The 13,088-nt window shown below is 51.7% G+C and carries 8 protein-coding genes; 2 read left to right on the top strand and 6 right to left on the bottom strand.

Going from position 1 to position 13,088, the window contains the following annotated elements; translation table 11 throughout:
- Positions 1 to 68: 68 nt before the first annotated feature.
- Complete coding sequence (locus tag NDI52_RS05675; protein ID WP_190772976.1) at positions 69 to 1,877, bottom strand: hydantoinase B/oxoprolinase family protein; 1,809 nt, start codon at positions 1,875 to 1,877, stop codon at positions 69 to 71.
- A gap of 63 nt (positions 1,878 to 1,940) precedes the next feature.
- Positions 1,941 to 4,052 (bottom strand): hydantoinase/oxoprolinase family protein, encoded by a 2,112-nt coding sequence (locus NDI52_RS05670; protein WP_190772975.1) that lies wholly within the window; start codon positions 4,050 to 4,052, stop codon positions 1,941 to 1,943.
- A 588-nt stretch (positions 4,053 to 4,640) separates the two neighbouring features.
- On the opposite strand from NDI52_RS05670, the gene NDI52_RS05665 reads away from it, so the two are divergent.
- Positions 4,641 to 5,573 (top strand): N-carbamoyl-D-amino-acid hydrolase, encoded by a 933-nt coding sequence (locus tag NDI52_RS05665; RefSeq protein WP_190772974.1) that lies wholly within the window; start codon positions 4,641 to 4,643, stop codon positions 5,571 to 5,573.
- Between the two features lie 72 nt (positions 5,574 to 5,645).
- Here the strand turns inward: NDI52_RS05665 and NDI52_RS05660 are convergent, their stop codons facing one another.
- From NDI52_RS05660 to NDI52_RS05650, 3 genes are all read right to left on the bottom strand, one after another.
- Positions 5,646 to 7,418 (bottom strand): VCBS repeat-containing protein, encoded by a 1,773-nt coding sequence (locus NDI52_RS05660; protein WP_190772973.1) that lies wholly within the window; start codon positions 7,416 to 7,418, stop codon positions 5,646 to 5,648.
- 573 nt (positions 7,419 to 7,991) lie between these two features.
- Complete coding sequence (locus tag NDI52_RS05655; protein ID WP_190772972.1) at positions 7,992 to 9,269, bottom strand: Zn-dependent hydrolase; 1,278 nt, start codon at positions 9,267 to 9,269, stop codon at positions 7,992 to 7,994.
- 119 nt (positions 9,270 to 9,388) lie between these two features.
- Positions 9,389 to 10,615: a diaminopropionate ammonia-lyase gene (locus NDI52_RS05650; protein WP_190772971.1), complete on the bottom strand. Its 1,227-nt coding sequence runs from the start codon at positions 10,613 to 10,615 to the stop codon at positions 9,389 to 9,391.
- A gap of 212 nt (positions 10,616 to 10,827) precedes the next feature.
- On the opposite strand from NDI52_RS05650, the gene dinB reads away from it, so the two are divergent.
- Entirely contained in the window at positions 10,828 to 11,949 is a 1,122-nt protein-coding gene (gene dinB, locus NDI52_RS05645; protein ID WP_190772970.1) for a DNA polymerase IV, read from the top strand.
- Positions 11,950 to 12,062: 113 nt separating this feature from the next.
- On the opposite strand, the gene rarD is transcribed toward dinB, so the two are convergent.
- Positions 12,063 to 12,959: an EamA family transporter RarD gene (gene rarD / locus NDI52_RS05640; RefSeq protein ID WP_190772969.1), complete on the bottom strand. Its 897-nt coding sequence runs from the start codon at positions 12,957 to 12,959 to the stop codon at positions 12,063 to 12,065.
- Between the last annotated feature and the right edge of the window lie 129 nt (positions 12,960 to 13,088).

Genomic DNA, 13,088 nt, shown 5'->3' with positions numbered 1-13,088 from the left:
CTCAGAGTCAGAAACCCGGTGTTTCTAAAACACCGGGTTTCTGGGCTTTGGTTAGGGTTTGAAACTTTTTAGGCGATCGCCATTTCCCCTCGCAAAACTTCTGTTGCTGCAAGGTCAATTGTCATGGTTTGCGGATCAATCACAACACCATATTGCAGCCGTGCATTTTCCAAGCTGACATAATCATCCAGCACATCCTCCAAAACTTTCTGAGGGTCGCGCTTGAGCGGATCGCCGTACCCACCACCACAGGGGCTAATGGTTCGTAAGGTATCGCCTGCGCGTGTTTTACGGCAGGGAAACTTGGAAGGCAAGTCAACCATGTCGCCATCGTAAGCGTTGTAAACCTGTACGGCCCCGGGGGTGCCATCCTTGCCACCAAAAATGCCCCAGGGTGCGTACTTGTTGCCTTCCCCTTCCAGCGACATCTGCCCATTGCCGAGGAATTGAATATCACGAATCGAACCTAAGCCACCGCGAAACTCTCCGGCTCCAGATGCATCCTCAATTAATTCGTAGCGCGATACCCGTAGCGGCAGATGCGCCTCAATGTCTTCGATGGGGTTATTGCGTGTGTTGGCGTAGAGTGTATCCACACCATCCATGCCATCTTTGCCGTGGCGACCGCCATAGCTGCCTTCGGTGATGTCCATATACACCCAGTAATCTTCATCGATCACACCGCTGTAAGACACCACTTTGATGTTGCCGATGCCACCGCTAACGTTCTGCGGGGCAACCTGAGCTAATGCTTTCATCAGCGTATCGGCGACGATATTGCCAGGGCAACAGCGGGCGATGACCGGAGCGGGATAAATCGGATTGGCGAGACAGCCTTTCGGCGCAATGATCGTGATCGGGCGTGTCAAGCCGGAGTTTTGTGGTACATACTCCATTAAGGCTGTGTCGAGCAGAACCGATCGCAACGTCACAAAGATCGCAATATCCACCGTGCCGACGAGGGGCATGTTGATGGGGCGATCGTCTACTTGAGGTGCAGTGCCTGTTAAATCGATGGTCATATCACTGCCGCTGATGGTGACAGTCACGGCAATTTTTAAATCCTTTTTGCTGGGGTCGGGGTCATCGAGAAAGCCATCGATGAAGCCTTCGGCATAATAGGAACCATCCGGTAGTTTTTCAATGGCGCTCCGGAGCATGCGCTCCGAGTAATCCATCAATTCATTACTGGCGGCAAGTACAGTTTCTAAACCGTACTGTTCGACCAATTCCAAAAAGCGGCGTTCGCCAACACGGCAGGCAGCTACCTGTGCTTCAATATCGCCCACGACAATATCGGCACTGCGAATATTCTGCCGTAACATTCGCCATACCTGGCGGTTCTTTTCACCCTTCTCATAAAGCTTCACTGCTTTGAATTGCAAACCTTCTGCAAACGCATCCACGGCATCGACAATGCCGCAACTTCCAGGTGAGCAAGAACCAATATCTAAATGATGTGCGGTTGTGAATGAAAATCCAATCAACTCATCATCTTTGAAGATCGGAATGCCAATGCCAATATCTGGTCCATGGGATGCACCATAGTATGGGTGATTATGCAAAATCACATCACCCGGATAGAACTCTTCACCGTCCTCTTCCATCGCTTTAAGGACACCCCGCATGTATCCCGGAATTGGTCCCAATTGCAGCGGTGTACTATACGCACACTCCGCTAATTGCTGACACTCCGCATCCAGAATGGCGGCTCCAAAGTCTTCTGATTCGCGAATGATACTGGAGTAGGACATCCGTGCAAGCTTATGTCCCATTTCCAGCGCAACGCTATTTAATGCGCCTGCAATAACCTGTGCGGTGACTGGATCAATTTTAGGTAAAACACGTTGTGTCTGTTTGGTGAGAAGAGATGCCATTGTTTCATCCACAAAATTGTTGAGGTCGATCGCTCATTTCCTAATGCTTGAGTAGCGTACGTCTTACAAAACTGCTTCCATCACCATGCGTTTCTCTTCCACAGGTTGCGGTTCTAGATGAATCAGCAAGTTACCATTGGCCTGCACGATCGCCCACGTGTGGGGCGGCAACAGCGTTGTAGAATCCTTCTGGAAGATTACAGCTGGGCCTTCGATCTGAGCGTTAACGGGGAGGCGATCGCGCTCAAAAAAGTTCGTCGAATACTTTTCCAGTTGCCCGTTTACCCGGAAGTAAGTTTCGGTCGTTTTCAGCCAGGCTTGTTCCAGTTCCCCGGTTCCTGGTGTGGGGAGTTCGGAGAGCTTGGGCATCGGGCCTTTCCCGGTAATGCGCAATGTCACCAGCTCGACCGTGTTTTGTGGGAAGGCGTGACCATATTCAACGGTGTGGCGATCGTGGAACTGCTGCCACACCTGACCCAACTTCTCCTCATCAATCTCACCCATGGGAACAGAAACGCGCAATTCATAACCCTGACCGACATACCGACAATCCGCTAACCGTTCCAATGTAATTTCATCATCATTAAATCCATCGGATCGAAGCTGTTCTCGAACCTGTTCCTCCAGTAGTCGCAAATCATGATTAAACTTTCCTAAATTCGGTTCTGAACTGAGCAAAAACTCGTTCTGGATCAGGTCATATTTTAGATCCGTGGTCAGTAGCCCCATCGCAGAGGTAATGCCAGGGTAGCGTGGCACAATCACCTCAGGGATGCCCATGGATTGTGCGACCTCAACGGCGTGGAGTGGGCCTGCACCCCCAAGCGCGACCAGGGCGAACTGGCGTGGGTCATGGCCCTTCTGGATGGTGCGCGATCGAATCGCATTCGCCATGTTGTTGTTGACGATGGTGATCACACCCGCTGCAGCTTCGTAAATGTCTAACCCCAGGCTATCGGCCAGGTCTTGCATCACCTGAAAGGCATTGTCGGGATAGATGTCCATTTCACCGCCCAGGAAGTGTGCTGGGTCAATGCGGTTCAACACCACATTGGCATCCGTCACTGCGGCCTGGAGTCCACCTTTGCCATAACAGGCTGGCCCTGGCGCGGCCCCGGCACTCTTTGGCCCGACGCGGAAGGCTCCCCCTGCATCCACATAGGCGATGCTGCCACCCCCGGCACCGATGGTATGCACATCAATCATCGGCACCATGACGGGATAGCCTGCAATCCAGGTATCACGGGCCGTTCCTTCTACAAAGCCGTCTTCGGTGACAATGCCAATGTCGGTGCTGGTGCCGCCCATATCGAAGGTGATCAGCTTTTGCCGTCCCGACAGGTTGCCTGTAGCCGCACCGCCCAGTACGCCAGCCGCTAACCCTGATAGCAACAGCGTTACAGGTTCCTGAGCCGCCACCTCAGCAGTTGCAACACCTCCGTTCGACCGCATAATATGCAGCTCTAAATCACCGGCCAGCTCCTTCAATCGCTGCCACAGGTGGTCGACATAGGATTTCACCTTCGGCCCCACAAAGGCGTTGATCAGCGCTGTGGTGAACCGCTCAAACTCGCGGAACTGAGGGAAGATGCTGGCACTGGTGGTGACAAAGGCTTCGGGATAAATTTCCTTCACCATGGCTGCCACCTTCGCCTCGTGGCTGTCGTTGATGTAGGAGTTGAGGAAACAGATGGCGATCGCCTCCACTCCTTTCTCTTTCAACGCCTCAATGGCTTCCCTTGCCTCTGCTTCATTCAGTTCCGTCAGCACTTCACCTTTGGGGCCAAGCCGTTCGGTCACAACATGGCGATCGCGCCGCATCACCAGGGGGTATGTCTGCCAGGGGATATCCTGCATGATGGAGTAATGCTGAGGCCGTTGGTGCCGTCCGATGTGGACGATATCCCGATAGCCTTGAGTCGTGATCATCCCCACCCGCGCGCCTTCATGGGTCAACAGAGCATTGGTGGCGACGGTGGTGCCGTGCAGAAAATGGTCAATGTGTTCCGGCGTGATTCCGGCCATCTGGCAAATGGCCTGGATGCCGTCCACCATACCAAGGGAGGGATCATGGACGGTAGTCGGGACTTTGTGAATCCAAATTTGTTGTTGTGCGGTATCAGCCAGAATCAGGTCTGTAAACGTTCCGCCGATGTCTACACCAATGAGCTTCATGGGCTACATCCAATTGGAAATACGGGGTGGAGTGACTGATGGGTAACGCGATCGCCCTCCCACAGAATGCTGGGGGACGCACCACTCACGCACACTGTATACAGCCCTGACCATGCAGAATGTATTTCAGTACACGGTTCACTGAAAAGAAGGGGGAACCGGTTCGTGTTCGTTGTTTCCCTGAAACACCTGAAATCCCTACTGTAAGAACGTTACATCTAATGTCCTTACAATAGGGATTTCAGGTGTTTCAACTAGGGATTAGCCTGCTTTGATGAGGGATTGGGCGATCGCCAAATTTGCAACAATGGTCGACTTCCCGGTGCCTCCTCGAAAGGAGTTGAACGCAATAATCCTGAGCATGGTGGTTCCGTAAGAGATGCAGCTAAGGGAGCAATCTGTTATTACCAAATACGGGAAAAATTACGGCCACTCAGCCATAAACTACGGCAATTCCAACTCGCTTCTCTGAAAAACGCGCGGCTCTTTCGAGAATGAGTAGAAAATTTGAGCGCAAACGCACAGTTTTTAACCTCAAAATCCGACCCAATTTAAGCAGCACGTTCGTAATAGATAGGGGTAATTTTTATGGCACGCATCATTACTGTTGGGGCTGCTCAGCTTGGCCCGATCGCCCGTTCCGAATCCCGTATTTCTGTGGTGAACCGCCTGATTGACTTGATGAAACAAGCCAAAAGTATGGGCTGTCAGCTAGTGGTATATCCCGAATTGGCACTTACCACCTTCTTCCCACGCTGGTACATGGAGGATCAGGCGGAAATTGATCAATTCTTTGAAATGGCAATGCCCAATCCTGTAGTTCAGCCGCTGTTTGATCTATCAGCACAACTCGAAATCGGCTTTTATCTGGGCTACGCCGAAAAGGTTGAGGAACACGGTCAAATTCATCGCTACAACACATCTATTCTGGTCAACCAACGCGGGGAAATTGTCGGTAAATATCGCAAAATTCACCTTCCTGGTCACGCAGAACATGAGCCCTGGCGAGCCTTTCAGCACTTAGAGAAACGCTACTTTGAAGTGGGCGATCTGGGCTTTGGCGTATGGCGTGCCTTCAACGGCATCTTCGGTATGTGCATTTGCAACGATCGCCGCTGGCCTGAAACCTACCGGGTGATGGGTCTTCAGGGGGTTGAAATGGTGCTCCTTGGCTACAACACGCCCCAACATGTTCCGGCCGCTCCCGAACAAGACCACCTCAACCATTTCCATAACCTGCTATCCATGCAGGCAGGCGCATACCAAAATGGCACCTGGGTTGTGGGCGTTGCCAAGTGTGGCCGCGAGGAAGGTTGCGATTTGATTGGCGATAGCTGCATCGTTGCCCCTTCCGGCGAACTAATCGCCAAGTGCCGCACCGTTGAGGATGAATTAATCGTGGCACAATGCGACTTGGATGCAGGGGCTTCCTACAAAAACACAATTTTCAACTTCGCGGCCCACCGTCAGCCTCAGCATTACCAACGCATCTGCGAGCAGGCTGGAACAGTTCTGCTCTGACAACGGCTGGCGCGATCGCCTCCCTTCTGAACTACAGCCAACCATGGGCAGAAGGGAGGCGATCGCTGTTAATCACTGAAGTTGCATAGCTTCAGGGACTTGAACTGACTGAAAGTAGGAGAGGTCAAGTGTGTTCTCCTCACCCCAATCAACACCTTGGAATTGTCCAAGGTCCTTTCGAGCTTGGCGAGAATACCCTAAAGATGCCAGGAGTGAATTGGCGAAAGTAGCACAATTTCTGTTGTACAAGTTGAAATTGATGATAGGTGAATGCGCTTGAAAGTTTTTGGCTGCTCGAATGATGTTCTGAATTTGTTGTCGGCTGTTCCAATGGGGCAGGGGTGGGATGTAATGCCCTTCATAATCCAAATCGGGTGAATACCACCTGACATGTTCTTTGGGGTCTATATATTCTCGAATAGAATGAATGTCATTCTTCTCATTGAATTCACAGTAGATGCGATCACCAAGCCCGTTAGCAAACCCTCCAACTGACATGAAGTAATAGGTTTGCCCGTCTTTCTCCTCTGTGAGGTAGTCAACCTGCATCGTATCGCGTATAAAATCAGCTGCCTTTTGATTGTTGAAGATGATGCTGAGGAAATGATGATTCCCAAGTGGAGAGTTCGCTAAATCTCTTGCAGCCCAGTAAACTCTTCCCAGGTTGTCAAATCTATCCAATTGGGGCGATTGTCCTCCTGTATTCCCTACAAGCGACCATTGCAATTGCTGACCGTTGCTAGACCCTAGCCACCAATTACCGTCATCAGCACAATAGAAAAGTACATCGGTACGACCATCTGCCGTAAAATTGCCCGTCAAGAAACGAATGGAAGGACGGGTGAGATCCTGAAAGCCAGATGTGTTGCCTGCATGAGCCCATTGCAATGTACTGCCATCACTGCGCCCAAGCCACCAATTGTGGTCACCAGCGAAATAGAAGAGGATGTCTGTGCGGCCATCACCTGTAAAATCGCCTGTAAAGAGCCGAATATCACTACGAGTTAGGTCTACAAAACCAGCCGTATTTCCAGCGTGAGACCATTGCAACGTGCCACCATCACTGCGCCCAAGCCACCAATTGTGGTCGCCAGCGAAGTAGAAGAGGATATCGGTACGACCATCACCCGTAAAATCGCCTGTAAAGAGCCGAATGTCATTACGGGTTAGGTCTACAAAACCAGCCGTATTTCCAGCGTGAGACCATTGCAACGTGCCACCATCACTGCGCCCAAGCCACCAATTGTGGTCACCAGCGAAATAGAAAAGGATGTCTGTGCGACCATCACCCGTGAAATCGCCTGTAAAGAGCCGAATGTCATTACGGGTTAGGTCTACAAAAACAGCTGTATTTCCAGCGTGGGACCATTGTAACGTGCCACCATCACTACGCCCAAGCCACCAATTGTGGTCACCAGCGAAGTAGAAGAGGATGTCTGTGCGACCATCACCTGTGAAATCGCCTGTAAAGAGCCGAATGTCATTGCGGGTTAAGTCTACAAACCCAGCTGTATTTCCAGCGTGAGACCATTGCAACGTGCCACCATCACTACGCCCAAGCCACCAATTGTGGTCACCATCGAAATAGAAGAGGATGTCTGTGCGGCCATCACCTGTAAAATCGCCTGTAAAGAACCGAATGTCATTGCGGGTTAGATCCACAAAACCAGCTGTATTTCCAACGTGGGACCATTGCAATGCACTGCCATTACTACGCCCTAACCACCAATTGTGGTCGTTAGCAGAATAGAAAAGGATATCGGTATGACCATCGCCTGTGAAATTACCCGTAAAGAAACGAATAGCATTACGGGTTAGGTTTCCGAAGTTACTATAGCTAGCCATAGATATAGCCTTAAGACAACTTTGTCTTCTACAAACTGGAATTTAAAGACTCCTGATAAAACTAAAAATATTGACGGGGAATTGATGGATAATAAGAAGTAAGATTAAATGCCAATGATAAAAAGTGGTGCAGTGCAAAGCGCTGCACCACTTTTTATCATTGGCATTAACCCGACATGATATAAGGTGACGATCTAAGTAACCTCAGTTCGGGATAAGCTGCAGTGCTCATTTTGGCGTGCGCAAAGCGCACGCCAAAATGAGCGTTTTCGAGTGCCGCGCAACGCGTGGCACTCGAAAACGCCCTTAATCTGAACTCAGGTTAAGTACAGGGCAAAATTGGAGAGCTTGTTGAAACTCATCAATCATTAATCCTATGTTCAGCAGGCTTCCACGTAGGTGGTCAAACCCGTAACGAAAGATGCTTCTAGCTTTACGCCCATGCTTTTTGCATGCCATAGGCTTCTGTTCGGCTAACCATTCTCCTGTGGGAGAGGAAGTTAAAGAACCATCACAAACAGGCGTGTCCTCGTGGACACACCTGTGGCAACATTGGGAATCTTGCTGAAGATTTTATAGCGCCAGTTGCAACAACGTATGAAGCAAAACATTAGCTCCCGCAATCAAATCCTCAGGTGCGGTGTACTCCTTCACATTGTGGCTAATGCCGTGGACACTAGGAACGAAAATCATGGCAGTAGGGCAGACAGCCGCAAGTAAACCAGCATCATGCCCGGCACCGCTGGGGAGACGTTTTGTCGAAAAGCCGAGGGTTTGAGCGGTAGTTTCCACCAGGTCAATCATGGCAGGGTCGAAGTCAACGGGTCGTAGACGTACCAGGGGACGAGCGGTGATCTCGACCCCTTCGGCCTGGGCGATCGCCCCTATCTTCTCCGCCATCCGCCGCTCTGCTTCTTGCAGCCGCAACTCATCGGTATTTCGCAAATCCAGCGTGAATACTGCGGTGTTGGGAATGACGTTCACCAGGTTGGGATGAAGGCGAATAGAACCGACCGTGGCTACCTGATTACCGCCCATTTCTTTGGTCAATTCACGGGCCGCGAGGGCGATCGCCATGGCCGCGTATCCCGCATCATGCCGCAAACGCATGGGTGTTGTACCGGCATGGTTCGACACACCTTTGACGGTATATTCCATCCACGACATCCCTTGTACGCCTGTTACGGCCCCAATCGTCACACTGTCCTGTTCCATCACCGGGCCTTGCTCAATGTGCAGTTCCGCAAAAGCGTGAACGGAAGGGTTACCACATGGAGCATCCCCCTGGTATCCGATGCGTCGTAATTCTTCTTCGACGGTTGTGCCAACGTTGGTGGTCGTGGCGAGCGCTTCTGCTAGGGAAAGGCTACCTGTATAGACCATGCTGCCCATCATGTCGGGATGGAATCGGGCGCCCTCTTCGTTGGTAAAGACAGCAACCGCTAACGGGTGGCGTGGACGAATGCCGGCTTCCTGTAAGGTTTGAATGACTTCCAATCCACCCAAAACGCCGAAGTTGCCATCATAACGGCCTCCAGTGGCGACGGTATCGATGTGAGAACCCGTCATGACCGGCGGCAAATCTTCGGTGCCAGGCCAGGTGCCTACAATATTACCGATGCCGTCGATAGTGATGCTTAATCCCAGATCTCGCATCCATTGCACCACCTGATCGCGTCCTGCTTTGTCGGCATCTGTCAGGGTTAAACGGCAGACCCCACCACCGGCGATCGCTCCAATTTGCGCTAACTCATCAAGGCGTTGAAGAAGGCGATCGCCCCTCACCCGCAATCCATCAATGCCCGGAATGTTTGCAGTATCCGTATATTGAACAGACAACTCAGCAACCATGCTCTAGCCTCCTGTACGTTATGGAAGGTGTAGCTGTTGGCCATATTGACAGTAACCGCTACTCTTGGCTGTACAGCAGACGATATTTTTATTTTAGATGGGGCGAATCCTGGGGTTTTCTACTGACATAATTCAGCCACTTGCGATGGAGTTTTGCCAACGATCTGAGCGTAGCTTTTCGGGTCCATCGCCCCTTCAGTACCGAAGAGGAGAACGCGAGAATCGGCTTCTAGCTGAATTTGCGATCGCAACCCTGACTGCTTAGCAATAGTCAATAACGCCGCCATTCCTGCCGCACCCGATTCTCCGGCGATGATAGGGCGATCGCCCCCCGTCCCCTGGGCTAGCACTCGCATGGTTGCCGCTGCTGCTGCATCGGGGATGGTAACAAAAAAATCCGCTCCTGCCCGCAAAATATCCCAGGCCAGTAGCGAGGCACGGCCTGCCGAAAGACAACCCATCAGCGTATCGAGACTACCTGAAACATCCACCAGTTGATCCTGCTGTGCAGTTTCGTAAAGGCAGGCCGAATTTTCAGGCTCCACCACAATAAAGATGGGGCGGCGATCGCCCAGGCACTCCCAGAGATGGGCGCAAATAGCTGCGGCTAATCCACCTACACCGGCCTGAACAAAAACGTGGGTTGGGCCAGCTTCGCTCCAGAGGGCCTGCCACTGCTGCAAGGCTTCCTCTGCCATGACGCTGTAGCCTTGCATGACATCGCAGGGAATTTCGGTGTAGCCAGGGTAGGAAGTATCTGCAATAAGCACCCAATTATTGGCAGCGGACTGGGCATCGGCCCAACGTACTGAACTATCGTAGTTACCGGGAATCCGCTCGACCCGTGCCCCAAATTGAGCGATCGCCTGCTCCCGCTCCTCACTGACCCCTTCGTGGATAAAAATGACGCAGGTGCATCCCGCTTGTTGCGCACCCCAGGCCACCGATCGCCCATGATTCCCATCCGTTGCCGTTGTCACCACCAAATCTGAAATTTGCTTGGCATAACGCCCCGAGCGCACATCCTCTAAAGAGATATCCGGATCACCTGTGGTCACCTGGAGGTACTGCGCCACCTGACGCATTACGGCATAGGCTCCCCCCAATGCCTTAAAACTCCCCATCCCAAACCGCGTTGCCTCATCTTTGTACCCAATCTGCGTTACCCCCAACGCCTGGCTGAGGCCCGGAAGCGATCGCAACGGTGTTGGCTCATATCCAGGCCACGAAGAGAGTTCACTCATAACGGCGGTTGCCCGCTCTCGATTCAAAATCTGCTTCAGCTCTGTATCGTAGTGCTGGCTACGGTGTGGATTCTTCCAAATCTGTATGGGTTGCCGCGTCATGGTGTTGAAGATAGCCGGATGAGGGGATGAGTTGGTGAGGAATTCGAGCTAGAAATATAGTACGTTTGTCTTTCAGGAATCAAGCCGACCGTTGTTCTTCCAAGAAACATCAATCTACACGCCCTTCTCTTTCTTGTCTTCCCCCTCTCGTCCTCGCTACACCCACGTTCTGGCTTTCTCTACTTTCCCTCATTCATCCACTCATTTACCCCATGACTATCCGCAAAATCATCCACGTCGATATGGATGCATTCTATGCGTCAGTGGAGCAGCGCGATCGCCCCGAACTGCGGGGTAAGCCTGTGGCGGTGGGTGGCCGCCCCGAGCAGCGAGGAGCCGTGGCGGCAGCCAGTTACGAGGCGCGTGCCTTTGGGGTGCATTCTGCAATGCCGTCTCGTACTGCCATTCAGAAGTGCCCTCACCTGATTTTTGTGAATCCGCGTTTTGATGTTTATCGTGAGGTCTCGCAGCAAATCCGCACGATTTTCTACCGCTATACCGATCTGGTAGAGCCGTTATCTTTAGATGAAGCCTATCTGGATGTGACAGAAAATAAGCAGGGAATGCCTTCAGCGACGTTGATTGCAGAAGAAATTCGGCAGGCCATTTATGAGGATTTGCACCTCACCGCGTCGGCAGGAATTTCCATCAACAAGTTTTTGGCGAAGATGGCTTCCGGGATGAATAAGCCAAATGGATTGACGCTGATTCGGCCAGATGAGGCAGAAGCCTTTGTAGAAACGCTACCCATCGCTCGCTTCTATGGTGTGGGGGAGGCAACAGCGGCAAAAATGCATCGGTTAGGCATCCAGACCGGAGCAGACTTAAAGCAATGGTCCGAGGATGCCTTGGTAGAGGCGTTTGGCAAAGTCGGCCACTTCTACTACCGCATCGCCCGAGGGCAGGACGATCGCCCAGTTAACCCCAACCGCATTCGTAAATCCATTGGAGTCGAAACGAGCTTCTTCAACGATTTGCGCGATCGCCCCTCGATTCTCGCCGCCCTCGAAAAAATTGCAGAAGAACTGAAGGAACGCCTGGATGCCAAGCAATCTTATGGCCGTACTCTCACCCTTAAGGTGAAATATGCTGATTACCACCAAATCACCCGCAGCCGTACCGTTACCGAAATCTTGCGCGACCTGCCGCTCATTCAACAATTGGCGGAGGAGTTGTTGGAGATGACAGAGGTCGAGCAAAAGGAAGTTCGCCTGTTGGGATTGACGGTGTCGAATTTGGTTGATGCTTCAGTGGAGAAGCGGAGCGGCCACTCCAATAATGAAACCTACATCCAACTCACCCTCAACTTTTATACTCATAGACATCTTTGTTAACCTCAGTTCGGGTTAAGGGCTTTTTCGAGTGCCGCGCAACGCGCGGTACTCGAAAAAGCTCATTATTGCGTGCGCGAAGCGCACGCAACAATGAGCTTTTAGCAAATTTGTTGTTATGAGGATGCTCCGCGCGATCGCCGCCAAGAATACGTCGAAAAAATTGCCAACGCTGCCCAGATTAGGCCAAACGACACCGCATGGGTACGAGTAAACGGCTCATGATACAAAAATACCCCCAATAGAAGTTGCAAGCTGGGGGCTATATATTGCATGAAACCCAGTGTTGCCAAAGGCAGACGATGGGCCGCATTGTTGAACCACAATAGCGGTAGGGATGTGACCAGACCACACCCGATAAATAGTAGACTCAGTGTCCAGTTAAAACCGAAGTGATTGTTGCCGGCGATCGCCCCCTGCCCCAGCAGTATTAGCGCAACCGGGGTAATGACCAGGGTTTCTACGGCAAGTCCTACCATCGGCTGTACTGGGGTAATCTTTCGCAGCAACCCATATACTGCAAAGGAAATTGCCAACCCCAGGGCAATCCAGGGTATCTTGCCCAGGTTCACAACAAAGTTGAGCACCCCCAGAAATGCCAGAAAAACGGCCAACCCCTGCCATCGGCTTAACCGTTCTCGCAGGAATACGCATCCCATCAACACACTAATCAGTGGATTGATGAAGTACCCCAGACTGGTTTCGACAACGTGGTTGGCATTAACAGCGTAGATATAAATGCCCCAATTTGTGGAAAGAATGATGGCTGTCGTTGTAAACGTGGCAATGTAACGGGGCGATCGCCACAACTTCTGTAATTCCTCCCAGCGTCCCTGTAGCGCCAGCACTCCCAGTAACAGTACCGACGACCAGACAATCCGATGGCAGAGGACTTCTAGGGCCGGAACTCCTCCAAAAAATTTCCAATAAATTGGCAATAAGCCCCAAGCACCATAAGCTAGCAGCGCAAAAAGCAGCCCCTGGGAAGCGGAGGAACGGGAAGAAGCAGTCATTGTAAGTAGCTCACCCACAGTAAAAGAATGCGCAGCCCGTAGCGTGGGAATGCGTCAAACCTTTACCAGGCTAGCAGGCACGACGAATATTGGGGCAATTCATCCATCAACGGAAAAGGTTGCTGCAGG

This window comes from Leptolyngbya sp. PL-A3 (assembly GCF_039962325.1).
Classification (GTDB): domain Bacteria; phylum Cyanobacteriota; class Cyanobacteriia; order Elainellales; family Elainellaceae; genus Vacuolonema.
Note: the sequence above shows the minus strand (reverse complement) of the source record. Positions and strands in the feature narration are given on the sequence as shown.